Consider the following 25,990-nt stretch of genomic DNA (forward strand, 5'->3'; position numbering starts at 1 on the left):
ACATCCATTTTGGCTTAAAATAGTTCTTCTAAGCTACTTCTTAAGATAACTTTTTCAAAGCTTCAATAATTTCATCAGGTTCAGAACGAGTTCTATAATCAACATTGACATAGTTCCAGGTAACCACTCCGTCAGAATTTAATACAAATGTGGCTGGAATAGGTAAAATGTTACCATTGCCATTATTGATTGTTTCTAAATCAAGATTTCTATCTACTCGCATATGTTCCATCAAAAACTCTGGTACTTCCCATGCAACTCCATACTGTGAAGCCACCTTGGCATCTTGGTCAGACAATACCGTAAAGTCCATATTACTAATTTCACTTTTAGTCATGGAACCGTCAGGTACTTGTGGACTGATAGCAACTAAAGTAGTACCTAATGCATGAATGTCATCTAGTTTAGCTTGTAAAGCTCTAAGTTGAAGGTTACAGTAGGGACACCAATCACCACGATAAAATGTGACAACAACAGGACCTTTATCTAATAAGGTTTCTAAGGATATAGATTTGCCTTCTGGGTTAGGTAGTTCAAAATTTGGAGCTTTTTGGCCAACTTTAATTGCGTCACTGCCTTGTTGGAAAGCTTTTGCTTTGTCAATAATATCATCAACCCCTTTCATGAATTCAGGTTTAGCCTTTCTACCTGCTTCAATTTTAGCATCGGTTAGTTCTTTTAGTTTTGTCATATAAATTAGATTAGGTCTGTTGCCATTCCTAGCTTAGGATTATCTGAGAAATTCCGTTGTCACATTAAACAACTCAGTATCCAATAAAAAGGTGCAGATACTATTCTTAAATCTATGGTAATCTAATTGATGATAAGCTACATTTATCCGCCTTAGGAGGAAGTTTAGGAGAGCGGATGGAGCCTTCAACTCGACTGTAGCCAGGTATTTAATTTGCAATGTTCCTTCCGAAAACGTTTTTGCCTTTCCAGCTATCAGAATCCTATCAGAGCAGTATTTTTTTTATTCAGAACATTCCTCCAATAGGGGATAAGTGAAGCATGGTCAGAACTAGTAAAAGGGTCTTCAAAAAATGTTGTACTGCGTTTATTTCATTTTTGATGTAAATATATTCTTAATTGTATCTAATTCTTTTTTGTATTTCAAATCTGTTCTAGATGCAAAATATAAGGTGTTTTCCGTTTGTACTTTGCCTTCCCAAACTAAATTTATTTCGTTTCTTAAAATTTGTTCTCGACATAAAAAATCTGGAACTAATGCCAGCCCGTTTCCATTTTTTAAACACCTTATAATAGAAGTAATATTTGGTAAAATATAGTTTGGTTTGAAAGCAGGTTTCTTATTAAAATTCTCAAACCAAAAGCGTCTAAAATGTTCCATTTCGTTTGATGAACTATACCAAACATTTTGAAGCAGTTCCTCTTCTAACTTGTTTAAGTTGTTAGATTTCAGGTGGTTTTGAATTTTAGTTATGTTCGTTTTATTTCCTGCTATTAAAACGATTCTTTCTTTTGAAAATGGAACATACTCAACTAATGATTTTTTTTCATTCTGTTTTTTAGGCGTTATTACTAAATCTAAAATGCCGTTGTTTAGGTCTTTTATTAAATCCGTATGTGCTCCAAATCTAGCTACGAGGTCAAAGTCTAGTTTTGGGATTTCGGGTTCAATAATAAGCTGAAACATTTCAGAACACATTCCAATGTTTAGAGATGGATTTTTTTCTTGCGTTGTCTTTTTAAAATGCTGTTCTGCTATTTCAAGCTTTTTTAAAGATTCAATAATATATTCATATAAAAATTTCCCATCTTCTGTTGGAATCATTTTTCTTGAAGTACGTTCAAATAGTTTTTTGCCTACATAAGCTTCTAAAGCATTTAAGTGTACACTAACTCCTGGTTGAGAGGAATATAAAGCAATAGAAGCTTTAGTTAAAGTTCCGTTTTCATATATTTCTTTAAATGTTCTATACCATTCTAAATTTACCATATCTATTATAATATTTATACAAAGGTATGATTTGTATTATTTTTACAATAATAAATATCGCTATAATTTTGCCTCAAATAAAACAAGAGACAAATGAAAAATATATTTATAATTAACGGAAGCCATCCATTTGCACATTCTGGTGGAAGATTTAACGAAACACTTTTCACTAATACTATTTCATATTTTGATAAGCTTGATGATTTTGAAGTGAAATTTACTCAAGTAGGTGAGAATTATAATGTAAAAGATGAGGTTGAAAAATTTAAGTGGGCAGATTTAGTGATTTATCATACTCCAATTTGGTGGTTTCAAATTCCTTTTGGGTTTAAAAAATATATAGATGAAGTTTTTACGGAAGGTCATCAAAATGGAATTTATGTAAGTGATGGAAGAAGCAGAAAAAATCCAAACATCAATTACGGCACTGGTGGTTTAATGCACGGGAAAAAATATATACTTACCACAAGTTGGAATGCACCTAAAACCGCATTTACAATAGAAAATGAATTTTTTAATCAAAAAAGTGTAGATGAAGGTGTTATGTTTGGGTTTCACAGAATGAATGCTTTTACAGGAATGGAATTATTAGCTACACATCATTTTCACGATATGGAAAAAAATGCAGATGTTCCTTTTGAGTTGAATAATTACAGTACTTTTTTAAATGATTTGATGGTTAATTTGTAATTATCTGGTTTCGTTTCGAAAATGCAGTTCTACATTAGTGTACATGCATTTTCTGTACGAGTAGCGTCTGCCAATAACTATCGCGATCTATTTCCTAGACTTCCTGTAGTTCTAATTTAAACTACTTATTATCAGAAGGCCTTAGAGAATTTATAAGAGGTCTAAGCTAAGTTATATAGGAGAGCAGGTTAATTATAGAAGACAACGCTGTTAGTAGCTATTAATCCCTCCATTATTTCTTGAATTATATTGTCAAATTTCAAAGCCATCATTTCTTAAATAACTATTTGGCATAGTTCGTTTCTTTTTTTTAATGTTAAGAAAACCTTACATTGTGTAAGTAATTATTAACTTTGTGTTATTATTGGTTTACAAAAATAAATATAATGTCTATACAAGTACAAAAAGCAGTTTTCAATTTCCTGACAACCATCTTATTAATGGGAGGGTTTCTGTTTTACACCTTCGGAATTCATGGTGATATCAACCTTCCTAAGGGCTTGGAAATTCAATTTTGGGGAATCTTTATGTTAAAATTGACGGGGGTAATGATAGTTGCTAAAATCATCTTGTTTATCATGTTTGCTATTTTTAAAAAAGTGAGAAGTGGCAACAAGGATGAGGAAGACTTAGACTTTATTGATGAGCGTGACAAGCTTATTGAAATGAAATCTGATAGATACAGCCACTGGATTGCCATGGTTGGATTTATTGCTTCAATGGTTCCGCTTTCAATGGGATACGGGGTGCAGTATATGTTTTTAACCATTTTGATTTTTGGCTTTGTGTCAGCAGTGATGACTGATGTTTGGAAAATCTACTTCTACAATAAATAAGTTTAAGATGAGCACAGACCATATTCAAAACAAGATTAGAACCTTGCGTTTTTTCAGAGATGAAATGACACAACAACAGTTGGCAGACGAAGTAGGGGTTACTAGACAAACATTGGCTGCTATAGAAAGTGGTAAATATTCGCCCTCGCTTGAACTGGCCTTTAGAATTGCAAAGGTATTTAATGTGACTTTAGATGAAGTATTCACTTATGATTCGTCTAAAGACAATTTCAAAAAGAGAAAGAAAAGTAAATGATTATGAATGTGTATGGGTATAAAACCGATATAAATTCACCTCTTAAATTGAATCAGTGAAACCTCTGTTAAGTTAATGCCAATACATTTCGGACTGGTCAATTGACATTGATAATGTTCTTCGGATTATAGGAAAATAAATCATGCAAATTATTTAAAGTAAAGGGTTTATGTGTAAGTCCTTGCCTGGATTATTATATAGAATTGGGGCCTTAAGTACTAATTAAAATGCTGCAAAAAAAATGAATAAATCGAAAGAATTTTGGGATAATGCTTCAAAAAACTATGACAAAACAGAAGAGCGTTTTGAATATATTCATAGTAAGTCCAGAGAAAACACTAAAAAGTATCTCAACAGCAGCAATATTGTCTTGGATTATGGATGCGGCACTGGTACTACATCCTGTGAAATAGCCAATCATGTGAAAGAGATTCATGCCATTGATATATCATCTAAGATGATTGAGATTGCCAAAGAAAAAGCTGTTGTTGGTAAAGTTGAGAATGTGAATTTCGTGCAAACGGATATTTTTGATAAAAGGTACAAAAAGGAATCTTTTGATATTATTTTGGCTTTCAATATGTTGCATACAGTATCTAATCCTCAGGATGTTATGGAAAGGATATATGAGTTATTAAAACCTGATGGCCTATTTATTTCCATAACACCCTGCCTACGAGATAAGATGTCATTTTTAGTTAATATTCAGATTCAGCTTGTTCGGATGTTGTGTAAAATTGGAATAATTCCCATTCCTATAAGAAGACTTAAAAGCTCTGAATTAGATGATTTAATGGCAAATGGAAATTTTCAGACTATTGACACTGAAAAGATATTTAAAGGGGCATCTAGTTATTTTATAGTAGCAAAGAAACTCCTTAAACGTTAAAAGTGCAACAAGGTGTATTTCGTTAAGAATCCTATAATAAGGCCGTTAATATTAATCAGATAAAATGGCACCGTATTCAATTACTTTGAGTACCCTGAGATGTTCTATGGTTGGTTTATGCTTAGGAAGATGAAAGAGGCAAAATCTGCCTTAAGTCAAATTTGTTCGCTCATCCACTAATTACCGCCAAAATTAGTGTAGACGCATTTGCTGGCCGAGTAGCGTCTCCCGATAGCTATCGGGATGTTATGGTCCTGCCTGCTTTTAGTTCAAACTTGAAAACTAATTATCAAAAATATCGAAATTATCCATGAAGTCTAATGGAATCCGCTTTTTGAGGTTTAAGCAGTTTGTCCGTCTATCGGCGTAGACAGAAGCTCTTACAGCGTGGGAAATACAAAAATGATTTTAAGGAAGAGGCTTTTAAACGCCTAAACTACATTTATCCGCCTTAGGAGGGAATTTAGGCAGTTTCTTGGATGAAGAGGTGCTTATATTTAGAAAGAGGTAAGTCTCTCAAAAGAATTTTTTCGGTTCTGTTTTGTTAGCAATGGCTTTTCAATATGCTAAGGGAAAAGCATCTCACTTTGAAGTGAATTAATTAGCCTTAGTTTTCCTTGTCTTGAAATGCGTCTTTAAATTCTATGGTATTGTCCACATTGTTATTAAAAGCTTCTATCCAGGCGTTTTTGATTATACTTCCCACGGTAGGCCAAATGGCCGTTTCCACGTCTGACAAGTCTCCCTCAAAGGGTACTTTCATGGCAACTGTGTCTGTTTTTTGATTTTTAAAAGTAAACTTGAAGAAACCAACGAAACCTTCCCACACGGTCTCTAAAAAATTATCTTCTGAACCTATTAGTTTTGAATTTTTTAAGAATGGTTTTAGATAGCCTTTGAGGTAACTATCTGCAATGGCTATTTCTCCGTAAAGGTTGACGATACCAGATTCAAAATCAACTTTACCGTAATGACTTGTTAAGTCATTGAGAGCGGTAACATTAGCATTTTCCAGTTCGAAACTGATATCCATATCTGGAATTTCTTTAAGAAGGTTAATGCCGCCATTAATAGCAAAAGTACCATTTCCAAACGTTTTGGCTGTCATATTAAATGGGCTTGGTAAAGTCCGTTCGGAGGAGATTACGTTGCTTAGATTGTCAGCTGCAAGCTCTAAGTTTTCCATTGCTAAGTCAACCTCAGGTTTTGAAGATACCATAAGGAGGCTTAAACGGCCATCATGTATTTCAAAATGATTAATGTCTAAAGGAACAATGTCTGTCAGTGCCTTTGTCCAATCTTCTTCTTCTGTCTCTGCAGTTTCCTCTTGGTCTTCCATGACATAGATTATCTCAGGCTTATTCAATATTATTTCACTTACAATACGACCTTTAAATAAAGACTTCCATTCCACGGAAATGTCTGCCTCTGGCAAATTAATGAAAGGAATTTCTGTGCCCGCATCAACCACTGAAAGGTGCAAACCTTTAATAACATAGGCACCTCTTATAAGGGCAATGTCAACCTCTTTAACCGCTCCTGTATAACCTGGTAGCTCAACCAGCACATTATTTAGGTAGTTTTTAACTATGGTAGGTAAGAATAATCGGAAAGTGATTAATAGAGCAACTAATACCAGCAGGGCTTCCCTTTTACGATGTTTCTTCATGACGCTTATCAATATTATATGGATTGCTTAAAATAAATTTGTCTTGACCCCATTAGTTAAATAATAAAAAAGAGAATCTTTAAAGCTCATATTACTTTCAAAGTACGAAAGATGCCGTCGTATAGTTTAGAGAATTAAATTGACTATCCTTATTAATTAGGTGAAATAGCGGTTTTGAGCTATTCTTGGAAGCGTAAAATTGATAAATAGATTTCTTGGCTCAGGTTATTATTATCCACATTTAGATAAACTATCGATCTGCCGTTAAGAATTTGATAGTCGATTCTTTTTCCAGTATTTCGCTAGTTTCTCTAGACAGTTTGTTCAATTCATTTTTTAATTGTGGCTTACATTAGTGTAGACCTACTTTTTGGCTAGAGATACGTCTCCCGATAGCTATCGGGATGATATTGTTCCGCCTGCTCTTAGTTCAAACTTGAAAACTTTTTATGAAAAATATCGAAATTATCCATGTAGTCTAATGCAATCCACTTTTTGAGATCTAAGCTTTTGTCTGGCTATCGGCGGAGACAGGAGCTCTTACAGCGTGGGGAATACAATAATGATGTCAAGCCAGAGGCAATATAACGCCTAAGCTGCATTTATCCGGCTTAGGAGGAAGCTCAGGAGAGGCGACAGATTTGGCGTAAACCATATTCAAGCATATAAGTGAAGCCGTACAAGAATGGGAGGATGCACTGGGCGTGCCCGGCAGCTCAAAGCCCTCCCGATAGCTATCGGGATTAAAGACTACCATCACACTTGAAAAGTTAAGGTTACGTGGTTACGAAAGTATGTTGGATTATTATCAACGCTTACAAGACGAGATTCAAAACGGGGACGCCTAGTCCGCCGTATAAAGACGGGCAGGCCTAGTGCCGTACGTACGGTGGTGTGAGAGGTGTACTGGGGCGGTTAACTGACCGTCAGCCATCTACTCAATGTGTGCTGTGTAGTTTAATTAAAGATGGAGGTAGGCCCTCCGGTAAGGGAATTCAGGTTCACTTATCAAACGACTTCTGTGATGTGCCAGAGGTAACTTTGGTGCATGAAGCGACAGAAGAAAAGGCCGAAAAATCGGTCATGTAAGGGTAGGAGAGATGAGCGAAAGCGAACCTTTCGATGAAGTGGCGAAAAGACCAAGTAGTTGTCAAAATTAGAGATATATCGAGGTCTCGAAGATAAGTGTAAAAGTTACCTGATTACTGATTACATGGCAACCGTCATTAAGGAGGCATGACTTCTACCTAGGCTTTAATTAAGAACCACAGGAAGCCTGCTGCAAATACGAAAAGGAAAACACAAGCGGAAAATATCTGCAAGGTGATTACTAAAGTTGCAACAGGTGGCGGATGAAGTCGTAGTAGCGAAGAAATGCTTGTAATGAGCATGGAGCAAAGGACTTCAGTTGTACAGTTTAATTTTTAAGAACAACTTAAGTAATTTAAGGATGATTTTTGAAGAAAAAGCAAAGTCGATACCCATAACCAAAGAGATGGTATGGGCAGCTTACAAGAAGATTCGGCAGAACGGAAAAGGGGTGGGAGTAGACCAAGTTAGTTTGGGAGATTTTGATAAAGTTCGTAATAAAGAACTTTATAAGATTTGGAATAGACTTTCCTCTGGAAGCTATTTTCCGCCTATGGTTAAGCGTGTTCTAATTCCAAAGGGAGAAGGCAAGCAAAGACCCTTAGGTATACCGACGGTAAGTGATAGAATAGCACAAGAAGTGCTGAGAGCTTACTTGGAGCCAAGACTGGAGGATGAGTTTTTAGAATGCTCTTATGGTTATAGACCAGCTAGGAGTGCTCATGATGCAGTAGGAGAAGTACGTCAAAATGTGCGGAAATACCCCTGGGTTATAGACTTAGACATTCAAGAGTTTTTTGAGAATGTGAATCACGATTTGCTTATGAAAGCATTAGAGAAACATGTCAAAGAAAAGTGGGTGTTAATGTATCTAAAGAGATGGTTAGAAAGTGCCATTCTACTAGAAGACGGAAGTCATAGGTATCCATCAGGGAAAGGAACGCCACAAGGGGGTGTAATCAGCCCCTTGTTATCAAATCTGTATTTACATTATAGTATTGATAAATGGTTAATGAAGTTCCATCCCAAGGTGCCAATGGTACGGTATGCGGACGATGTGGTGATACATTGTCGAAGCTATACAGAATCTCAAGAGGTTTTAAGCAGCCTAAAACATCGTCTGGAAGTCTGTAAACTTACAGCACATCCAGAGAAAACGAAGATAGTTTACTGCCAGAAATCTGGGAGAAATCTGAAAGGCCATCCCGTACAATTTGATTTTTTAGGCTTTAGTTTTCAGCCACTTCAAATCTCTCTCAAAAGAGGGGGGAGTTTCCAGCAATTTGATTGCAAAATGAGTAGAAAATCTAAGAAAAGAATACTTGGAACACTTAGAGAATTAGCTTTTCATAAGAAAAGTCAAAGTACGATTCAAGATTTGGCATTAATGCTAAATCCGAAAATCAGAGGTTGGATTAATTACTATGGAAAAGTGAGCAAAAAGAGTTTAACTCCAGTATTCTACCATCTTCACCACCGAATCATCAAATGGATATTGAACAAATATAAGGGATTCAAAGGCAGTAAAATCAAGGCCGTAAACTGGCTGAGAAGAATAATTGTCTCCTTCCCATATTTGTTCTACCATTGGCATCTGGGATACAAGTTTGTAAGAACTTAAATCCAAGACCGTACAACAAGAGCCGTATGAATCGAGAGGTTCACGTACGGTTCTGTGAGAGGTAAGGGGTGAAAATCCCCTTATCTACTCGACTACCCATAGTTATTCCTCTCTTATTTACCAGAATTTCCACCATTTACAATCTTTCTTTTTGTTCTTCATTTGTAGTTTGGGTTTAATAATACTTCTTATAAATTCATTTATTTCCTCTTGCTGGCTGACGGGTAAATTCCTCGATGCACTAAAGCAATTAAACTTATATGTGTTTTCTATTGATGGATTCGATCCTCTGAGTAAAAGTTGCTTTATATATTCTTTTTGCTCATTTATCTTGCTCGTTAATTCATCCTCTCTATCCCAATTATATTTTTTGCTTTGGTTTCTATGATCGTAAAGATTCACGAGTCCCAATGCAGCGTGATAAACAATTGTATTCTCACCTTTGTCCAATGTATTTATATCTCCATTATTTTCAATTAGGGCATCAATTAGACTTAAATCTTTCCTTGTTTGGTGAAACGCATACCTTATATCTGAACCTTTAGTAAGTAAGTAGTCAATCAACTCTAGGTTCTTAGCTGAGACTGCAAGTTCAAGATATGTTTGATCGATGCTCTTATAAATTCCATTTATTTCAATTTCCCCATGTTCTACTTCTTCTTTAAATTTATTATTAAATCCTCTTCTTATCAAATTTGATTCGTACGCTTCATTTGCAGATTTTTGAGTAGGTTTTAGTTTGCCATATTTTGGATGAGGAATAAACTTTACTGGTTCTTTGTTTGAGTTTTGTTTTAGGGCATTTTGGACTTCTTGGAAGGCTCCATTGTCTTTATAGGCTTTCCAGTTGAATGCTTCATCTGCACCTCCAATTCCTACAAGACGATTCTTATGCAGTAAAAATCCCAATCCGTGTTCTTCGTCCCAAGTACAACCACATTCAATCCCAACATAAGAATGTTGATCTTTTGAAGGCAATTGTATGAAAACATTTCCTACTCCAAATACTTTATCGTAGTCTTTTAGTCCATCTACTTTTGGAAACCATTCTTTTGTTTCAGGTTCGTTTTCATCATAGCCATATTGTTTCTTTAAATCTTCATATATAGAATCAATGCCTTTTCGCATTGCTGTTTTTATTTCTTCTGGATGTTTAATCAGATAATTTATAGCATTTATTTGATGTGGAGAAGGATCTGGAGATTCCGATGTGTCATCGTTTATAGTAAGTGATATTGTTCCGTCGCTTTTTTGAGAAGATGATTTTGACGTATATGAACCTCTTCTATTTTGAAGTCCTTGAAAGGCATCAAACTGATAATCAGTTGTCCAATTTCCATCGAATTCGAAGACTTTCATTATTCTATTTTCTAATTATGGTAACATTTGTGTAGACGTAGTTTCTGTCCGAGTAGCGTCTCCCGATAGCTATCGGGATGTTATTGTCTGGATTTCTTCAAGTTCTAATTTGAAAGCTTTTTATCAAAAATATCGAAATTATCCATCAAGTCTAATGGAATCCGCTCTTTAAGGTTTAGGCAGTTTGTACTCGTATTGGTGGATAAAGAAGCTCTTACAGAGTGGGAAATATAATAATGAGGTCAAGCCAGGGGTTTTAAAACGTCTAACCTCGTTATATGCTTAGGAGAGCAGATTCCTGTTACTGAAGTCCTCTTGTCATCCACCTGTTAATAGTCGCTTTGCAAGTTCTGCTGTCACACTAACAAATATTTCTTTTATAACATCTAAACCAACTTTCTGTGCCTTTGCCCAAAGTTTAGAAAGTCTTTTTACTATTTGCCTTTTAGTTTCAATTGTTAAAACGCATTGAATTTCTGTTGCTTCAATGGCAAGTTCTTCCAATTTTTTAACTTGATTTTGTGGTCGTCCTTCTTGTAGTGCTAGTAATTTAGATTTTACACTATTTAGATAGTCGTCAAGAAATATTTGTTGTTCAAGGTCAAATGTAGTAGTGTCAGCGTCATCTTCAAGTATATCAAATTGCTTTTCAAATCTCTCTTGATTGCTTTTTAGAATTGGGTCGTCATAAATAGTATGGATTTTATTATAAGATTGAAGTAATTCCAACCATTGTTTTATTGTTGTCAAAACACCTTCTGAGGGCAACCAAGTTGAATGAGCATTGACGTTGTCCTTGCTTCTGGGTTTAAATTCTATCAAATAATTCAACTTCCCACTACGAGCTTCTTGCTTTGATACCTTAAAATAAAAATCTGAATTTTTGTCTTTGTCAATTAGGTGAAACATTGAATTGCTGTCTTCAACTGTTTTGGTTAAGTCCAAGTTATTGTCGGCAACAGGTTGTAAAGCTTCTAATATTGATAGTGGTATTTTTTTCTTCATTGCTTTTTTCTAGTCTGTCTTTTGGAATTACAGCAACCTATGTGTATCTGAGCTAAAGGTGGCATATACGATTCTTAAATCTGTACTAATCATGTGGTCAAGCCAGAGGCTTTATAACGCCTAACCTAAGCTACAATCTTAGGAGAGCGGATTGTTTTTTAATGTGTTATATCTTAATTTGTGTTTCTTAAGTTCATCTTCTTTTTCATAAAAGCTGTAAACATTGTTATATGGATTTATTTCAATCTTAAAATCATTATTAAGATGATAAATTAAATATCGAGAATAATTTGTACAAACAGGATTAGTCAAGGCACTTGTTTCTAATAAGTGTTTTTTTATTGTTTTTTCTATAAAATGATTTACTCCTAATTGTTCGAATAGGTTTATGTTTATTTTTCTGGCGATTCTCAAACAAATTTCGGAATAAAGTATTGAATGATGTGGCTTTAATTCAATACTCTTCTCATTAACTACTGGCGGTGGAGAAATTGATTTCTTTTCAAATTTAGTTTTCCAATTTTCTATAGCATTTCTGAATTCAACACTTTCTGAAAATGCAAGAAGCTTACCACTTGGAAGACCTTGATTATGTGCCACACAATGTCTTAGTGATTCATAAAATTTTAGAATGATAAGCAAATCATCCAATTCATTTTTGTCCCAATTCAATTTCGTATAAAGCTCAATTAATTTATGTTCTCTATTCTCTTCATCTATATTTTCAGTGTTATTTCTTTCTACCGAAAAATTTGAGGAAAGTATTCCTTCAACCTGATTAAAAAATACGTCAAATGCCGAATAGACCCAAATAATTGCTGATTTTGTTAAATCATTTTTAAGTTCATGTAATTCCTTCTTAGGGTCTTTGATTATTCTCGGTGTCCACCTTTCCTTGGATTCGGCAATCAATGCATTAATAAGCAACGACAAATCTTCTTTAGATTCCTTTGCTTTATAAAGATATTCAACAGCAACAGTTGATATTTTGATATAGTTATTTAATCTGGTATGTGCATCAGCATAAATTCTATATGGTTCCGATTCAAATTCTGACATTTTTTATACTTTTGTAATTCAATATTGATACTTATAACTAAGTTATATAAAGATTCCATCTTGGTCGTTGGTTCGAATCCAACCTTCTCCACTAAATATTAATTCAATGGGGAAGTAAGTCTCAGGGGTTAGAGCTAAGTAACTCATTCAGCACTGTTGTTGGTTCTGCAGTGCTTCTTTTTTTAATAACCGCTAACATTTGTATAGACGCAAGTTTCCGTCCGAGTAGCGTCTAAATCTTTATTGTCCGGACTTCTTTTAGTTCAAACTTTAAAACTTTCAATCAAAAATATCAAATTATCAATGAAGTTTAACGGAATCCTCGCCCTTTGAGGTCTAAGCAGTTTGTACTCCTATCGGCGGATAAATTCGCGGACAGAACATCTTACAGAGTGGCAAATGCAATAATGATGTCAAGCCAGAGGCTTTAGAACGCCTAAGCTAAGCTACAAGCTTAGGAGTGCGGAGCGATTTATTTAAGATTCAAAATAAAGTGGTATATCCTCTTTCTGTTTCCGTTAAAATCATATTTAGCTGAAAAATATTCCAAACCATGATTAGTCCTATTCCTCTCTAAACTATTGGATATATATTCTTTGCACTCTATTATAGGGGTATATTCTGAAAAAGTAATATTCTTGGTTAATCTATCATTTGCCATTATAATAAAACCAGAATCGTCAATTTCAGTCATATATTTCATTATCTGCTGGGACGTGGATTTAAAACCAGTTCTACCCCACACTTTGAATTCAAAAATTTTTCTATTAATTGAAGATGATTTAATGGTCAAATCGGTTCTGCCAGCTTTACTTTCCTCCTCTGAACCGACAATATATTTCATTCCGAGCATCCTGAAAAATTCAGAGCGAATATCATCTTCTAAAGGCTTACATAAGCTATCTTTCTTATAATCCAACCAAAATTTTGACGGTTTTCTTTCCAATAAATACATCGCTAATGATACGTCAGATATTATTTGCTCATCATCTATATATTGTACAAATTCAGTTTCTGATGACATTTGTGGGTCAGCAATAAAATTTACCTTTTCGATATCATATCCACCAGCTTTAATTGGATATATCAATAGGACAAACTTATGTATTTGTTCTTTTATTTCAACTTCCAAATTTTCAAGCTGCAGAGTTTGTTTTGGAGGAGATATTATCTCAAAAGTAGCCCTTTCAGTATGCCAACCTTTAGAACTATAGTTTCCATTTGTATTAATTTTATGTTTGGATAAACCTAGTAGGTTTACAGCGTCGCTATTAGTTAATTTTAGCATATCCATAATTGAGTTTATAACTTTATCCATTCCTTTATGCTAGTATGTTCTTTTAAAATATAATGTTTTTGATCGAAAAGGTGTGGGAACGATTCTTAAATACATTTTAATCTATTTGATCTTTAATAGGGTCAAAAGATTTGCAGCGAGGTCTGGGAAATGTCATTACATGCCAAACCAGAGGCTGTACAAACTTAATTAGTAGGCCAGAAGAATGGACAATTACTAGTTTTTAATTTTATTTATCTGTGAACCTGCGAAAAAACCTCCAAGTAAACTAAGCAAAGAGAAAAGGCCATTAAGTACAATGTTATCATATTCGACTTTAGTAGTTACGTACAAAATTAGACCTATGAAGACTATAATGAACAAAGCAGCCACAATTAAAGTTGTCGTATGTTCACCTGAAAATAAATCAACTTTACTTTTTGCAGGTTCTAGAGCATCAGGTCCAGTTTGGGCTTGAAGGTTGGGGTTATTCATCGATCTTAACAATTTCTTTCCAAATGCTTATCTCAAATTTTCTAGTATTTCTATCTTCGATAGAATAATTTCTAAATTTCATGTAAACTTTTGGGGCATTTTTTTGTACTTTAATTTCAACAGGTACGCTCATTTCAACATAAGTATTAGAATCCCAGTTGTTAAGTTGGTAATGAAGGAAATGCTTCTCGGGGTCTTCCCAAAAAATAGTAGAAAACCTTTTGCCGTCTTTTGAAAAACTGAAATGAATATCATATTTTAAGTGTTCATTATCAATTTTTAAAGTAAATGAATCCTCTTTATCCAAGGTTAAAATTGAGTTTTGATAGATTAAGAGTTTGTCTGCTTGGTCTTTGCTATGACTTATTACCATTTTTTTATTACTAATCGTTAGATGCAGTTATAGAATGAGAATTTAGCATAATTAACGGTCTAAACTAGGCATTTTAAACACAAGAAAAAATTCAAGAAGTAAGTTGTTGATAAATTCAGGTGAAATAAGAAGAAAACCCTATAAAGCCTCTAAAATCACCTCACAAGCCACATGGATTTGTTCGTCGGAAATGGTTAGGGGAGGGGCTATTCGCATGGCGTTGTCACAGTAGAGAAACCAGTCGGTTATTACGCCATTTTCTATGGTGCGGTCTATCACCGCTTTCATGTATTCAAAGTCAGACAGCTGTGCCGCCAGCATCAGTCCTTTGCCGCGTACTTCCTTAATTTTTGGGTGTACCAGTAGGCTTTTAAAAAGTTCGCCTTTGCGTAGGGTTTCGCTGTGGTCTATTTCATTATGCATGATATTCACCGTGGCCAGTGAAGCCGCACAGCTCACCGGATGCCCACCAAAAGTGGTAATATGCCCCAAAATAGGATTATCGGTCAGCACACTCATAATTTCTCTGGGAGCCACAAAAGCACCTATCGGCATGCCGCCGCCCATGCCTTTGGCAGCCAGTAAAATATCGGGTACTACGCCGTATTGCTCAAAAGCCCAGAAAGAACCCGTACGCCCAAATCCGTTCTGTATTTCATCAAAAACCAGCAAAGTACCTGTTTCCTTGCAGTGTTTTCCTAATGCCTCTATATAAGCTTGCGTGGCAGGTCTTACACCACTTTCGCCACCCACAGGTTCGTAAAAGACGGCTGCAGTTCTTTCAGTAATGAGGTTTAAATCCTCAAAATTCTCACGGGCTATTTTGCGTATATCGGGTAGGGTAGGTCTAAAGTTTCTTTTAAATTCCTCGTCTCCTAAAGAGAGTGCTCCCTGCGTGCTGCCGTGGTAGGCATTCTGAAAAGCTATAATTTCAGTTCTTTGGGTATATCTTTTGGCCAGTTTCATGGCACCTTCTACGGCCTCCGTACCAGAGTTGGTAAAATAAGCATTGTTTATGCTCAGTCCGCTGCTGGTTTTATAGGCTGCTAGGGTATCTGCCAGTGCTTTGGCCAGCATCACTTGTGGGCTTTGCACATATTCGCCATACACCATCTGGTGCAGGTATTGGTCTGTTTGGTCTTTAATGGCTTGCACCACTTTTGGGTGCCTGTGGCCTACATTACTTACGGCTATTCCTGCTATGAGGTCTATGTATTTTTTGCCAGACTTATCTATCAAATAAACCCCTTCGGCTTTGGTAAATTCCAGTGCCAATGGGAAATCGCTCGTTTGAGCCATGTTTTCTAAGAAGAGTTGTCTTAAATGCATAGTATTTTAGTCTGTTTCAACAAAGGCTGAGCTGCTTCCCACCCAGTCAAAGTCTTTATTATAAGCCACGCCAATCATTTCTCCCTGACTCAGGCGAGCCAAATTGGTCAATAATTCAGGATGGTTTTTGCCTTCGGGCCAAGTAAACAATAGGCGAACTTCGGTTTTTATCAAGGTGCCGTCTGGCTTCTCTACCACAGGTTCGTATTGTACTTTTCTTTGAAGTATATAGTTCTGTTTATCTGCTATTTTGTCTAAATCAGCCGCTGTTGGGCTTAAGTTAACTCCAGACCCCGCAAAAGAAAACAAAGGCTTCAGTACATAGTTTTCTAAGTCTTCAGGGTACGCGTCTAATTTGTCCAAATACTTGCTCTCTGGTATATACTTGCTTTTGAGCAATGGCATACAAAACTTGCTTACCCTATAAAACCAGTGAGGATGCGTAATCCATTCAACATCCGCATCTTTTAAGATATCAATATTGATTTTTAGCTCAGGGTAAAGTTTCTCAATTTCATCAAAAATAACACGATTATACACACGGTCAATCTGTATTTCGTCGTCCCCATTTTTATAATAAAGCAAGCCAGCTTTTACAAATACCTTGCTCAGGCAAACGGTCTCTATGCCCCAGTAGGTTTTAGTGATTTCAAAGTCTAGGCGTGTCTTTTGCTTGTCAGGATATACTTCTAGCAAAATGGTATTTTTAGAGGAATTAGGCTTTAGCACTTTTTCCACTTTATTCATGTAAGTAAAGGCATTCAGCTTATTAAAATAAGGCGAATGTGCTGCCGATACATCAAAGAATTTCTTGTATTTACCCGCCAAATAGTTTTGATAAGCAAACAGCGATGCAAAACCTTGTAGCTCTATCAGCTGTGGTTCTAAGTTTCCGTCTTGGTCTTTAGCTATCGCAAAATCAAGGCATAAGAAATGCGGATTTTCTGATTCGTTTTTAAAACGATATTCTGGCGGAATAGCCGCTTCGGTTTTCTCTTTAAAGTCCTTCTTTTTAATGCCGCTTATCACATCATTAGCAGCCATCAAAAACTTAGTTTTAAGTTCCCTATCAATAAAAATAGGACTCTCTGCTATTCTGAAATCCAGCTTGCCAGGAAATTCTTGATTTATCTCTGCTACCAGGTTTTGGTATTTTTCAGTACTAAAAGACTCGTTAAACTTATCGCGTGCCGCTTTGTGCATTATTCTGTGGGTATACTTATGTTTTTAAGAGAATTGTTCAGGAATTTGGGAATGATGACAGACTCCGTCAATAGTATTTTGTCGGGGTCGTTTAGTTGTAAAATCATGTCCTCGTATTTGTCTTCGCCATGCTCGTTTACCACCGCCATTTTCTTGTCGGCCTGTAAAAAATAGCGTTGCATGCCTTCGGCATCAGCCTCAGGATGAAACTGAAAGCCCACCACCTCGTCTGTAAGTCTTATGCCCATGATGGCTCTTTCCAGCGGAATGTGCGGTCTGATTTTCTCTAAAGCTAAAATATGAGCATTATGCTCTTTGAGTTTTTCTTCGTCAGGCTGAATCACCTGATAATCTCTAGAGTCTACCGCCCAAAATGGGTCTTCTAAACCTTCAAACAGGATTTCGTCTTTAGCATCTTCCGTTTGATGAACAGACATCACCCCAAAAGAGGTAGACATTCTTTTTGTAACCAATCCAAAATTAAAGTGCTGCACCATGAGCTGAAACGAATGACAGATAAGCAGCATGTGCTTTTTGTCTTCATGGTTTTTATTATGGGCTAGCAGGCTATCGAAGAAGTTGAAAAACCTTTTTTCCCACTGAAAACCTTGCACTACTGGGCTACCAGGCCCACCTGTAGAAATGAAAATGTCGTAATCTTCAATTTTGGGCAAGGCTCCATCACCTCTTACATCAAAAACGTCAAAGTCTCCTTTGACGGTATCTTGTGCCAAAAAATCTCCTATGAGCATCTTTATGCACCGCATGCCCTCATTTGGGTAGCCGTCATAAAGGTCTAGAATGGCTATTTTTACTTCTGAAAACATTTAATTTGGGCTTGATTCTAACAAAAAACAAAGGTCGCAAATTTTGTATCAAAGACCGAATTTGGTCTCCTCTATTATGTAATCTACCACAGATTTTAAGTCGCCTGTTTTTTCATAAACCGCCAGCTGTCGGTCTGCACCTGTACCGTTCTTTAGTATTTGATGCACATATTCTACTTCTTTTCTAGATCCAAGGTCGTCTAGCACATCATCTATAAAAAGTAGTAACTCACCTATGAGCTCATTGAAAGGCGTTTCTTTTTCTTTGCCAAAGTCTATCAATTTGGCATTGATGCCATCTCTGGCAGCACGCCATTTATTCTCCGCTATCAGTATTCGGCGGTAGCTTCTAAAGCTTAGGTTTTCCTGCCTGATTTTGTGCAGCTTCGCAATAAGAGCCTGCATGATAGCCGCCAAACAAATGGTCTCGTCTAATCGCATAGGTACATCACAAATGCGGTATTCTATGGTAGGGTAGAAGGGGTGTACTCTAATGTCCCACCAAATCTTTTTACCATTGTCAATGCAGTTGGTTTTTACCAAAAGATTCACATAATCATCATATTCGGCTGCAGAACTGAAGTAATCTGGAATTCCTGTTCTAGGAAACTTGTCAAAAACCTTAGAACGGTACGACATAAAGCCTGTATCTCTGCCACACCAAAAAGGGGAATTAGTGCTCAGTGCATGAATATGCGGAAGGAAATATCGCACTTCATTCATGATTTTTATGGCTTCTTGACGGTCTTCTATTCCTACATGCACATGGAGCCCAAAAATGAGGTTTCCACGAGCCACGTCACGCATTTCATTGATGATTTCGTCGTAACGCTCGTCTACCGTAATCAGTTGGTCTACCCAGTCAGAAAAAGGGTGTGTGCCAGCAGCAGCTACTTTAAAGTTCTTTTCTTCGGCTAGGCTAATAACGTTGTTTCTTAAAAACTGTACTTCCTCTCTTGCCTCACTTATGTTTTGGCAAATATTGGTACCCGTTTCCACCACCGCTTGGTGCATCTCTTGTTTGATACGTTCCTGAAGAATCACCTGACCTCTGTCCACAATCTGCGACATGTGAGATTTAAGCTCACGGCTTTCTGGGTCAATGATTTGAAACTCTTCTTCTATGCCTAGGGTAAATAATGACATTGTTTTTTGACAGTTTTTAGAACAATATTTTACTGCTTTTAAACAGTTTGATAAAGAATTAAATAGAGTGTTCGGAATAAATAAAATAAAACGAGAATTCCGAATTGCCAAAATATTGTTTGAAGCATGGCAAGAAATCATTCTTCATAATACTTCTATTGTTTAATGATTTGTTGCTGTGCAAGTTTATTTTGGTTATGGTTTTTGCTTCGTTTTTGCCCAAACAAAAATGAAGGGCAGTCTGCCAAGACAAGAAGAAACGATTTGTAGTAATGTATGATATTTTCAGTTTTTGCTTCTAAACCCATGGACCTAAATCGATTAATAATGTTAAGCTATTTGTTTTAAATTACTTAATTGTTTTTCAGTAAGCCTTAGGTATAACACCGACGCTAAAAACCTTTTTCTTTCGTTCGCCTTCCGGCGGGGAGTTCATTTTTTAGTGTAAAAAACGAACCAAAAAAGCACAACCCTGTAAACTCGCACATTCAAAATTTAGAAAATTAGCAAGTTTTAATCTAACTTTTGTGCTACAATTTTGACCGTGCTCAAACAGTACAGGGCTTTATATGGAATACTTTTTTTTCTTTCTAATTTATCAGACGAATCTTTGGTGGAACTTGCATTAAAAATTGAATCCTTTACTCCTTTGTAATATTTTAACATTGAATCACTGGAACATTGAACCATTGAATCATTCGCTCCTTGGTGCATTGAAACATTATTCTTCAAAAGTCATAGGTAAACTACGAACGCAACTTCAAAATATCCTCCCGCGTAATAGAAGACTGCATAAAAGTACCCCATGTACAGTTATTGACACCTGGTTTATTGCTTTTTGCTTTAGCAATGGCCATTCTGGCGGATTTTTCTACTACCCATTCAAAATTCTCTTGTCCTACCGAATATACATCAGCATCTGGGGCAGGGTTACAGAAATCTATGGCGTAAGGAATACCATCTCTAATGGCAAACTCTACCGTGTTAAAATCATAACCCAAAGCTTGATTCAGAGCCAACACATATTTCTTAATGAGTGTCATCAGTTTTTTGTGAGCAGGCCCAGTAGTTTTGGGTTCTGTGGCGTATCGCAAATGCACAGGGTTTTCTGGTGCATAAGGCATAATAAGCACTTCTTTACCGTCAAGGCAGTAGCACCGGTAATAATCCGTGAAAATTATCTCTTCCTGAAGCATCATGACCTGCTGCCCTGTTTCCTCATGTTTCTCCCATAAGTCAGACTCTCCTGTAACTTTATAAACGCTTTTCCAGCCACCACCATCGTGTGGTTTCATGTAAGCAGGAAAACCAATGGTAGAAAACATCTCATTCCACTCCATTGGAAATTTTAAGTTTCTAAAACTGGTCTCTGAAGTATCGGTAGGTCTTTCTTTTGAAGGTAAAAGCATGGTTTTAGGTACTGGAATACCCAATTTGACCGCCAGGCAATTATTAAAGAACTTTTCATCAGCACTCCACCAGAAAGGATTGTTGATAACGGCAGTGCCACACAGTGCAGCATTTTTGAGGTACGCCCTATAAAAAGGAACATCTTGTGAAATACGGTCAATGATAACGTCATATTCCGTATCTACAGCTTGTTCCACTCGGCCTATTTGCACCATTTCGGCTACTATGTCCTTTCTTTTGGTAATTTCATTTACCCTATCTATAAAAGCATGGGGATAGGTGTTTTCCATGCCAAAAAGGATGCCTATTTTCTTCATATTTACTCGGTCTTATTAATGCTTTAAAGGTCTGAATATGCTGTCAGGAATACAAACACTTTTATAAAAAGGCGTTGAGGTATTCAGGAAACATGCTGTTCCATAAAGGCCAATCATGAGCTATCCACTTTTTCTCGTCGTACCAGTGGTTTATCTGTTTATCGCCTAAGAGTCTCGACATAGCAATATTGTCATCTCTACAAATATCCCAATCTGAAGTGCCTAAAACTATTTTCATGTGATTATACACCCAGCTTTCTGCATTCGGCATAAAATCTATAGGATTATTGAAGTAAACATCATCGTCAAAATAGCCATCCAAAAAGTTTCGGATATTAAAAGAGGCACTCATGGCTATTAAAAAATCGACTAAGTCAGGATTTTTAAAAGCAAAATTAGCAGCATGATACGCACCAAAACTACAGCCTCCTATGCCTATTCTGTGCGTATTAGAATCTCGCTGAATGAAAGGGATAAGTTCATCCTTCAGAAACTTGGTGTATCGCTCGTAATTAGAAATTCTTGATTTAGGAGGAAGATGTTTGCCATAAAAGCTTTCATTATCAATGCTCTCTATGCTGTAAATCTTGATATCGCCTCGGTCCACTTTATCAGCTACGCTGTCAATCAATCCGAAATTCTTGTTTTGATAGGCATCGCCCATGGAGGTAGGGAAAAGCAAAATTGGGACGCCCCAATGGCCGTATGTCATTAAATCTAAGTCTCTCCCTAGGGCGTGGGAGTAGAAGGAGGTGTGTTTTTCTTGCACGTGTTATTATATGTTTTTAGGTGTGATGAGTTAATTTTGGAACAAATTAGTTGAATTCAACTAGAAAGAACCATCTGACCAAAGATTTTTTGGTTTGTCCAATACGAATGAAAATATACCAAGGACTAGAAGTCTTTTCTGAAAATCTAAATCGGACGTTTAACTATGATTTAGTACTGCCTCCAAATTATTCTAAAAAGCAGGTTTATCCTCTTTTGGTGATGAATGACGGACAAGACTTTACGAAGCTAAAGATGAAGTCGGTTCTTGAAAAATTTTGGAAAGAAACGGGTAAAAGCTTCATCTTTTTGGGCGTGCACTGTAATCAAGATAGACTAGCAGAATATGGCACAGCGGGCGTTTCGGATTTTAAAGGACGTGGAGCCAAAGCAGCTCGCTATAAAAGCTTTTTATTAGAGGAGTTAATACCGCATGTAGCTGTTGACTATAACTTGAAAGAAAGTGCACATGTTTTCTGCGGTTTTTCTTTGGGCGGGCTTTCTGCTTTTGATATAGTATGGGAAACACCCAGTGTTTTTGACAAAGTTGGTGTTTTTAGCGGTGCTTTATGGTGGCGAAGTGTAGACTACGGAAAAACCTATAATAATAACAAGCACCGCATCATTCATGAAAAAGTGAAGGGAGGAGCGTATAAGGCAAATTTGAAATTTTGGTTTGAATGCGGAACGGAAGACGAGAAGTCTGATAGGGATAATAATGGCGTCATAGATTCTATAGACGACACCAGAGACTTAATTAAAGAACTCATGGCAAAAGGCTATGAAGCAAATAAAGATATAGCCTATTTAGAAATAGAAGGCGGCAAGCATAATCAAGCTACATGGAGTGCCGCTATGCCTGATTTTTTACATTGGGCATTGGCTTAGGCACAAAAAAACTCCATGAGTAACTCATGGAGTTTAAATCTATTAACTCTTAGTTCTTATTTCGAAGATTTTGCCTTTATACCATCTGCATGCACTAAAGCTGTAGTAGCTACTTGTTTTAATTGCTCCACAGACCTGTAACCTAAAACTTTATGAACCACTTTTTGTGTATCTGGGTCAATAAAAAGTAGAGTAGGGTAGGCTCTTACATTATATTTTCTTGCTATGGCTGGGCCTTCGCCTTTTTCCATGTCAATTTTAGTGCTCAAAAAATTCTCGCCAAAATACTTTCCTAATCCAGCATCTGGAAAAACTCTTGTCTGTAATAATTTACATGGACCACACCATGAGGTATAGGCATCTAAAAAGATAAGTTTGTTTTCTGCTTTGGCTTTAGCTACTACCAATGCCCAAGCATCTTCTTCAAACTTGATTCCACTTTGGGCGAAACTAACAAGGCTTGAAAAAGCCAAAAAGAGAGAAAGTATAGCAATTTTTTTCATTCGAAGTCTTTGTATTTTTATCATTAACGGAATTTATACCGATTATGGTTTGACATTAAGACGATATTTTCATCTACTAGTCACTTTACAAAGATTAAGCCAGTTTATAGCTACTTAATCTTCGTCGTCCTCGTCTTCTTCCGTGTTGATATAATCTAAGTCTCCAAACTTATCAGAATACTCTTCTTTTACGTCGTCTTTTAGGTTTCCATCATCATCAAAATCGTCGTCATCTTCAATGATAGCTTCCGCTTTTTCTACGGTCATTCTCACCAGATAGTAACGCTCGTCTGTTTCAAACGGTAATGCCGAAACGTAGGCTCCGTCTTTATTAGTAAAACGAATCAAATGTTCAGCAAATCCGAATGGATATGAAAGCTTAATTTGTTCCTGAATGTTTTCCTCGAGTTTATCAAAATCTTTGATTACTCTTGGTTTGCTAGTATTTTGAGTCATAATAGACAGCCTTTGTATTGAAAATTTCTGCTAAGTAAATTTTAAATGGATGATATATGCAAACGTTAAACGTAAATATTTTTTATGATTGCATAAACCATGCTGAAAACGTGCGAAGTACTCGTAAAATAAATTTACAAATTAATTTTCAGCCGCTTCAAAGTTTCAAAATATGATTTTAGTAATCAATGTTTTTCTTGAAAAAGCTTAAAGTTACTTCTAGTTTTAAATCTAGAAATTTGATACTTTTAAATTAACAAACTAACCCTGTTCCTTATGACAACTAAAAAGTATTTGACCTTTCTCGTTTCTCTAATATGCCTAAATGTTTTTGGGCAAAAAGACTTTCAAAAAGCATTACAAACGGAGCTAATCATGGCAGAAGATGGCGATGTGATAGAGCTGGAAGCTGGACATTTTATGATAACATCTACACTGTCAATTGAAGGTAAAAAGAATATAAAAATTATAGGTAAGGGAATGGACAAAACCATTCTTGATTTTGCCAATCAAACCGACGGAGCTGAAGGTTTAAGAATCTCAAACATGGAAAATGTGCGAGTAGAAAACCTAACGGTCAAAAATGCCAAAGGCGATGACATCAAAGCCATGAATGTCAAAAACATTACTTTCAAAAATGTAGAAACAAGTTGGGACGGTAAACCTAAGTCTACCAATGGAGCTTATGGTCTTTACCCTGTCATGTGTGATGGTGTGATGATTGATGGTTGTGTGGCTATTGGAGCATCTGATGCAGGTATTTATGTAGGTCAATCGAAAAACATTATTGTTAAGAATTCAAAAGCTATAAATAATGTGGCAGGAATTGAGATTGAAAACTCTATTAATGCCGAAGTTTTTGATAATGAAGCTTATGGCAATACGGGCGGCGTATTAGTTTTTGATTTGCCGGACTTGGTTCAAAAGAAAGGAGGGCATGTTAAAGTTTATAACAATTACATTCACGACAATAATTATAAGAATTTTGCCCCGAAAGGAAATATAGTAGGGAAGGTTCCCCCAGGTACGGGTGTGCTAATACTAGCTACATCTGATGTGGAAGTTTACAATAATAGAATTATAAACAACCAAAGTATGGGAACAGGGGTGATTAGTTATTACTTGACAGAAAACCCTATCAATGACAAAGACTATTATCCTTACCCCACCAATATAACTATTCGTGACAATATTTATGAGAGAAAAGCTACCAAAACCACCTCAAAGGGTAGGTTTGGTAAAATGTATAGGTTTGTAATTAAATTTGGGAAAGATGTGCCTCATATTCAGTGGGATGGCATAAAAGACCTAGATAATGAAGCCATGGTACTTTGCATTAAAGACAATAAGAATCAGAGCTTTGCAAACCTAGATGCCGAAAATGATTTTAAAAATATCACAAGAGATGCCGAAGTGCACGCTTGTAAATAAAAATAAAAGGCATTGGTAAGTATAGGACAGTCTATCTAAACGCTAGCCTTACTTTGCCGTTCTATTCAATCCAAAAAAAATAAAAATGAAGACTAAATTAATTGCTTTAGCCCTACTTTTTTGTGCCTCAGTAAGCGGGCAAGCCCAAAAGTCAGCACTCCAAAAATCAGAGTTTATTTATCAGGAAGCACCATTTCCTAGTTGCCATGCATCTACATTAGAAGAGACACCCTACGGCATGGTGGCAGCATGGTTTGGTGGCACCCACGAAAGACATAAAGATGTAGAGATATATTTTAGTCGTTTAGTAAATAATAAATGGACGGCTCCTGTTTCAGTAGCGAATGGCATTCAGCATAGCTCTAAAAGGTATCCGACATGGAACCCTGTGCTATATCAAGTGCCTAATGGTCCTTTGTTATTGTTTTTTAAAGTGGGGCCTACGCCAAGAACTTGGTGGGGAGAGATGATTGAGAGTAATGATGGTGGCCTTACATGGTCTGATGCTAGAAGATTACCAGAAGATATTTTTGGACCTATTAAAAACAAGCCAGTCCTTCTTTCTGATGGTCGTTTATTATGTCCTACTAGTAAAGAAGTTGAAATAGATGATGTAGACCACTGGCAAGTATATTTAGAGGAAACTAGTGACTGGGGAAAAACTTGGACTATTTCTGGCCCATTAAATGATGGTGTGAAAACCAATGCCATTCAGCCAAGTATTTTGACATACCTTGACGGACGCCTTCAAATGATATGTAGGAGTAAAGAAAGCAGATTAATGAACTTATGGTCTACCGACAATGGAAAGACATGGTCTGACATAGAAATTACAAATGTTCCAAATCCAAATTCAGGAACAGATGCTGTTACATTAAAAGACGGACGTCAACTTTTGATTTATAATCCAACAGTAAATGACCCAGGTAAATGGGGAGGGCCACGTTCGCCTTTACAGTTGGCTACATCTACAGATGGAAAAAACTGGAAACCGGTTTTGACTTTAGAAACACAGAAAGGAGAGTTTTCTTATCCTGCTATTATTCAGTCGGCGGACGGAATGGTACACCTTACGTATACCTATAATCGTGAGAAAGTAAGATACGCTGTAGTTGACCCTAAATTATTAGATTAA

General features: G+C 36.3%; 26 protein-coding genes. 9 read left to right on the top strand and 17 right to left on the bottom strand.

Annotation, left to right across the window (positions count from 1 at the left end; genetic code table 11):
• Positions 1-40: 40 nt before the first annotated feature.
• Together AC0L6O_RS11480 and AC0L6O_RS11485 are read right to left on the bottom strand one after the other, a co-directional pair.
• On the bottom strand, positions 41-691 hold the full coding sequence (locus AC0L6O_RS11480) for a peroxiredoxin-like family protein (protein ID WP_473302482.1): 651 nt from the start codon (positions 689-691) through the stop codon (positions 41-43).
• A gap of 366 nt (positions 692-1,057) precedes the next feature.
• Complete coding sequence (locus AC0L6O_RS11485) at positions 1,058-1,960, bottom strand: LysR family transcriptional regulator (RefSeq protein WP_473302484.1); 903 nt, start codon at positions 1,958-1,960, stop codon at positions 1,058-1,060.
• Between the two features lie 93 nt (positions 1,961-2,053).
• On the opposite strand from AC0L6O_RS11485, the gene AC0L6O_RS11490 reads away from it, so the two are divergent.
• From AC0L6O_RS11490 to AC0L6O_RS11505, 4 genes are all read left to right on the top strand, one after another.
• Positions 2,054-2,650: an NAD(P)H-dependent oxidoreductase gene (locus AC0L6O_RS11490; protein ID WP_473302486.1), complete on the top strand. Its 597-nt coding sequence runs from the start codon at positions 2,054-2,056 to the stop codon at positions 2,648-2,650.
• A 386-nt stretch (positions 2,651-3,036) separates the two neighbouring features.
• Positions 3,037-3,486, top strand: coding sequence for a hypothetical protein (locus AC0L6O_RS11495; protein ID WP_473302487.1), 450 nt, complete (start codon positions 3,037-3,039; stop codon positions 3,484-3,486).
• A 7-nt stretch (positions 3,487-3,493) separates the two neighbouring features.
• Complete coding sequence (locus tag AC0L6O_RS11500; RefSeq protein ID WP_473302489.1) at positions 3,494-3,742, top strand: helix-turn-helix transcriptional regulator; 249 nt, start codon at positions 3,494-3,496, stop codon at positions 3,740-3,742.
• Positions 3,743-3,983: 241 nt separating this feature from the next.
• The gene (locus AC0L6O_RS11505) at positions 3,984-4,631 is read left to right on the top strand and encodes a class I SAM-dependent methyltransferase (protein ID WP_473302491.1); all 648 of its coding nucleotides are present in this window, start codon (positions 3,984-3,986) and stop codon (positions 4,629-4,631) included.
• Between the two features lie 607 nt (positions 4,632-5,238).
• On the opposite strand, the gene AC0L6O_RS11510 is transcribed toward AC0L6O_RS11505, so the two are convergent.
• Entirely contained in the window at positions 5,239-6,300 is a 1,062-nt protein-coding gene (locus AC0L6O_RS11510) for a hypothetical protein (RefSeq protein WP_473302492.1), read from the bottom strand.
• An 894-nt stretch (positions 6,301-7,194) separates the two neighbouring features.
• Between AC0L6O_RS11510 and AC0L6O_RS11515 the strand changes: the two genes are divergently transcribed.
• Both AC0L6O_RS11515 and ltrA read left to right on the top strand, forming a co-directional pair.
• Positions 7,195-7,389 carry a hypothetical protein gene (locus tag AC0L6O_RS11515; RefSeq protein ID WP_473302494.1) on the top strand — a complete coding sequence of 65 codons (195 nt, stop codon included), beginning with the start codon at positions 7,195-7,197 and terminating at the stop codon, positions 7,387-7,389.
• Between the two features lie 361 nt (positions 7,390-7,750).
• Entirely contained in the window at positions 7,751-9,010 is a 1,260-nt protein-coding gene (ltrA, locus tag AC0L6O_RS11520; RefSeq protein ID WP_473302496.1) for a group II intron reverse transcriptase/maturase, read from the top strand.
• A 117-nt stretch (positions 9,011-9,127) separates the two neighbouring features.
• Here ltrA and AC0L6O_RS11525 read toward each other — a convergent pair whose 3' ends face one another.
• The 12 genes from AC0L6O_RS11525 to AC0L6O_RS11580 all read right to left on the bottom strand — a co-directional run bounded on the left by AC0L6O_RS11525 (position 9,128) and on the right by AC0L6O_RS11580 (position 21,578).
• Entirely contained in the window at positions 9,128-10,369 is a 1,242-nt protein-coding gene (locus tag AC0L6O_RS11525; RefSeq protein ID WP_473302498.1) for a DUF6985 domain-containing protein, read from the bottom strand.
• A gap of 318 nt (positions 10,370-10,687) precedes the next feature.
• Positions 10,688-11,374 (bottom strand): hypothetical protein, encoded by a 687-nt coding sequence (locus AC0L6O_RS11530; protein ID WP_473302500.1) that lies wholly within the window; start codon positions 11,372-11,374, stop codon positions 10,688-10,690.
• A gap of 138 nt (positions 11,375-11,512) precedes the next feature.
• Positions 11,513-12,433, bottom strand: a complete 921-nt coding sequence (locus AC0L6O_RS11535; RefSeq protein ID WP_473302501.1) for a hypothetical protein — start codon at positions 12,431-12,433, stop codon at positions 11,513-11,515.
• Between the two features lie 472 nt (positions 12,434-12,905).
• Positions 12,906-13,751, bottom strand: coding sequence for a PD-(D/E)XK nuclease domain-containing protein (locus tag AC0L6O_RS11540; protein WP_473302503.1), 846 nt, complete (start codon positions 13,749-13,751; stop codon positions 12,906-12,908).
• Positions 13,752-13,946: 195 nt separating this feature from the next.
• On the bottom strand, positions 13,947-14,204 hold the full coding sequence (locus AC0L6O_RS11545; RefSeq protein ID WP_473302504.1) for a hypothetical protein: 258 nt from the start codon (positions 14,202-14,204) through the stop codon (positions 13,947-13,949).
• The gene (locus AC0L6O_RS11550; protein WP_473302505.1) at positions 14,197-14,577 is read right to left on the bottom strand and encodes a DUF6864 domain-containing function; all 381 of its coding nucleotides are present in this window, start codon (positions 14,575-14,577) and stop codon (positions 14,197-14,199) included. Before AC0L6O_RS11550 ends, AC0L6O_RS11545 begins: the two co-directional genes overlap by 8 nt.
• Before the next feature lie 138 nt (positions 14,578-14,715).
• A complete protein-coding gene (locus AC0L6O_RS11555) occupies positions 14,716-15,906 on the bottom strand; it encodes an aspartate aminotransferase family protein (protein ID WP_473302506.1) in 1,191 nt (396 codons plus the stop codon).
• A 6-nt stretch (positions 15,907-15,912) separates the two neighbouring features.
• Entirely contained in the window at positions 15,913-17,109 is a 1,197-nt protein-coding gene (locus AC0L6O_RS11560; protein WP_473302508.1) for a hypothetical protein, read from the bottom strand.
• Entirely contained in the window at positions 17,109-17,936 is an 828-nt protein-coding gene (locus AC0L6O_RS11565) for a type 1 glutamine amidotransferase (RefSeq protein WP_473302510.1), read from the bottom strand. The genes AC0L6O_RS11560 and AC0L6O_RS11565 overlap by 1 nt, the downstream gene beginning before the upstream one ends.
• Positions 17,937-17,984: 48 nt before the next feature.
• Positions 17,985-19,082 carry a carboxylate-amine ligase gene (locus AC0L6O_RS11570; RefSeq protein ID WP_473302512.1) on the bottom strand — a complete coding sequence of 366 codons (1,098 nt, stop codon included), beginning with the start codon at positions 19,080-19,082 and terminating at the stop codon, positions 17,985-17,987.
• Between the two features lie 746 nt (positions 19,083-19,828).
• Positions 19,829-20,809 carry an ATP-grasp domain-containing protein gene (locus tag AC0L6O_RS11575; RefSeq protein ID WP_473302513.1) on the bottom strand — a complete coding sequence of 327 codons (981 nt, stop codon included), beginning with the start codon at positions 20,807-20,809 and terminating at the stop codon, positions 19,829-19,831.
• Positions 20,810-20,870: 61 nt separating this feature from the next.
• Positions 20,871-21,578, bottom strand: a complete 708-nt coding sequence (locus AC0L6O_RS11580) for an esterase family protein (protein ID WP_473302514.1) — start codon at positions 21,576-21,578, stop codon at positions 20,871-20,873.
• 107 nt (positions 21,579-21,685) lie between these two features.
• Between AC0L6O_RS11580 and AC0L6O_RS11585 the strand changes: the two genes are divergently transcribed.
• Positions 21,686-22,465 carry an alpha/beta hydrolase gene (locus AC0L6O_RS11585; protein WP_473302515.1) on the top strand — a complete coding sequence of 260 codons (780 nt, stop codon included), beginning with the start codon at positions 21,686-21,688 and terminating at the stop codon, positions 22,463-22,465.
• Between the two features lie 56 nt (positions 22,466-22,521).
• Here AC0L6O_RS11585 and AC0L6O_RS11590 read toward each other — a convergent pair whose 3' ends face one another.
• Together AC0L6O_RS11590 and AC0L6O_RS11595 are read right to left on the bottom strand one after the other, a co-directional pair.
• Positions 22,522-22,968: a thioredoxin family protein gene (locus tag AC0L6O_RS11590; RefSeq protein WP_473302516.1), complete on the bottom strand. Its 447-nt coding sequence runs from the start codon at positions 22,966-22,968 to the stop codon at positions 22,522-22,524.
• Positions 22,969-23,082: 114 nt separating this feature from the next.
• Entirely contained in the window at positions 23,083-23,424 is a 342-nt protein-coding gene (locus AC0L6O_RS11595; protein ID WP_341225216.1) for a hypothetical protein, read from the bottom strand.
• Between the two features lie 276 nt (positions 23,425-23,700).
• Between AC0L6O_RS11595 and AC0L6O_RS11600 the strand changes: the two genes are divergently transcribed.
• Together AC0L6O_RS11600 and AC0L6O_RS11605 are read left to right on the top strand one after the other, a co-directional pair.
• Positions 23,701-24,855 (top strand): parallel beta-helix domain-containing protein, encoded by a 1,155-nt coding sequence (locus AC0L6O_RS11600; protein WP_473302517.1) that lies wholly within the window; start codon positions 23,701-23,703, stop codon positions 24,853-24,855.
• Positions 24,856-24,940: 85 nt separating this feature from the next.
• Entirely contained in the window at positions 24,941-25,990 is a 1,050-nt protein-coding gene (locus AC0L6O_RS11605; RefSeq protein WP_473302519.1) for a sialidase family protein, read from the top strand.

The organism is Arcticibacterium sp. GJ41-1, from assembly GCF_055808875.1.

What these genes read in the sequence shown, in the direction of transcription:
- AC0L6O_RS11605 (WP_473302519.1), top strand. Translation starts at nt 24,941, where the DNA reads ATGAAGACTAAATTAATTGCTTTAGCCCTACTTTTTTGTGCCTCAGTA.
- AC0L6O_RS11505 (WP_473302491.1), top strand. Translation starts at nt 3,984, where the DNA reads ATGAATAAATCGAAAGAATTTTGGGATAATGCTTCAAAAAACTATGAC.
- AC0L6O_RS11510 (WP_473302492.1), bottom strand. Translation starts at nt 6,300, where the DNA reads ATGAAGAAACATCGTAAAAGGGAAGCCCTGCTGGTATTAGTTGCTCTA.
- AC0L6O_RS11550 (WP_473302505.1), bottom strand. Translation starts at nt 14,577, where the DNA reads ATGGTAATAAGTCATAGCAAAGACCAAGCAGACAAACTCTTAATCTAT.
- AC0L6O_RS11600 (WP_473302517.1), top strand. Translation starts at nt 23,701, where the DNA reads ATGACAACTAAAAAGTATTTGACCTTTCTCGTTTCTCTAATATGCCTA.
- AC0L6O_RS11540 (WP_473302503.1), bottom strand. Translation starts at nt 13,751, where the DNA reads ATGGATAAAGTTATAAACTCAATTATGGATATGCTAAAATTAACTAAT.
- AC0L6O_RS11525 (WP_473302498.1), bottom strand. Translation starts at nt 10,369, where the DNA reads ATGAAAGTCTTCGAATTCGATGGAAATTGGACAACTGATTATCAGTTT.
- AC0L6O_RS11495 (WP_473302487.1), top strand. Translation starts at nt 3,037, where the DNA reads ATGTCTATACAAGTACAAAAAGCAGTTTTCAATTTCCTGACAACCATC.
- AC0L6O_RS11545 (WP_473302504.1), bottom strand. Translation starts at nt 14,204, where the DNA reads ATGAATAACCCCAACCTTCAAGCCCAAACTGGACCTGATGCTCTAGAA.
- AC0L6O_RS11490 (WP_473302486.1), top strand. Translation starts at nt 2,054, where the DNA reads ATGAAAAATATATTTATAATTAACGGAAGCCATCCATTTGCACATTCT.
- AC0L6O_RS11535 (WP_473302501.1), bottom strand. Translation starts at nt 12,433, where the DNA reads ATGTCAGAATTTGAATCGGAACCATATAGAATTTATGCTGATGCACAT.
- AC0L6O_RS11590 (WP_473302516.1), bottom strand. Translation starts at nt 22,968, where the DNA reads ATGAAAAAAATTGCTATACTTTCTCTCTTTTTGGCTTTTTCAAGCCTT.
- AC0L6O_RS11565 (WP_473302510.1), bottom strand. Translation starts at nt 17,936, where the DNA reads ATGTTTTCAGAAGTAAAAATAGCCATTCTAGACCTTTATGACGGCTAC.
- ltrA (WP_473302496.1), top strand. Translation starts at nt 7,751, where the DNA reads ATGATTTTTGAAGAAAAAGCAAAGTCGATACCCATAACCAAAGAGATG.
- AC0L6O_RS11485 (WP_473302484.1), bottom strand. Translation starts at nt 1,960, where the DNA reads ATGGTAAATTTAGAATGGTATAGAACATTTAAAGAAATATATGAAAAC.
- AC0L6O_RS11575 (WP_473302513.1), bottom strand. Translation starts at nt 20,809, where the DNA reads ATGAAGAAAATAGGCATCCTTTTTGGCATGGAAAACACCTATCCCCAT.
- AC0L6O_RS11555 (WP_473302506.1), bottom strand. Translation starts at nt 15,906, where the DNA reads ATGCATTTAAGACAACTCTTCTTAGAAAACATGGCTCAAACGAGCGAT.
- AC0L6O_RS11560 (WP_473302508.1), bottom strand. Translation starts at nt 17,109, where the DNA reads ATGCACAAAGCGGCACGCGATAAGTTTAACGAGTCTTTTAGTACTGAA.
- AC0L6O_RS11585 (WP_473302515.1), top strand. Translation starts at nt 21,686, where the DNA reads ATGAAAATATACCAAGGACTAGAAGTCTTTTCTGAAAATCTAAATCGG.
- AC0L6O_RS11530 (WP_473302500.1), bottom strand. Translation starts at nt 11,374, where the DNA reads ATGAAGAAAAAAATACCACTATCAATATTAGAAGCTTTACAACCTGTT.
- AC0L6O_RS11500 (WP_473302489.1), top strand. Translation starts at nt 3,494, where the DNA reads ATGAGCACAGACCATATTCAAAACAAGATTAGAACCTTGCGTTTTTTC.
- AC0L6O_RS11570 (WP_473302512.1), bottom strand. Translation starts at nt 19,082, where the DNA reads ATGTCATTATTTACCCTAGGCATAGAAGAAGAGTTTCAAATCATTGAC.
- AC0L6O_RS11595 (WP_341225216.1), bottom strand. Translation starts at nt 23,424, where the DNA reads ATGACTCAAAATACTAGCAAACCAAGAGTAATCAAAGATTTTGATAAA.
- AC0L6O_RS11480 (WP_473302482.1), bottom strand. Translation starts at nt 691, where the DNA reads ATGACAAAACTAAAAGAACTAACCGATGCTAAAATTGAAGCAGGTAGA.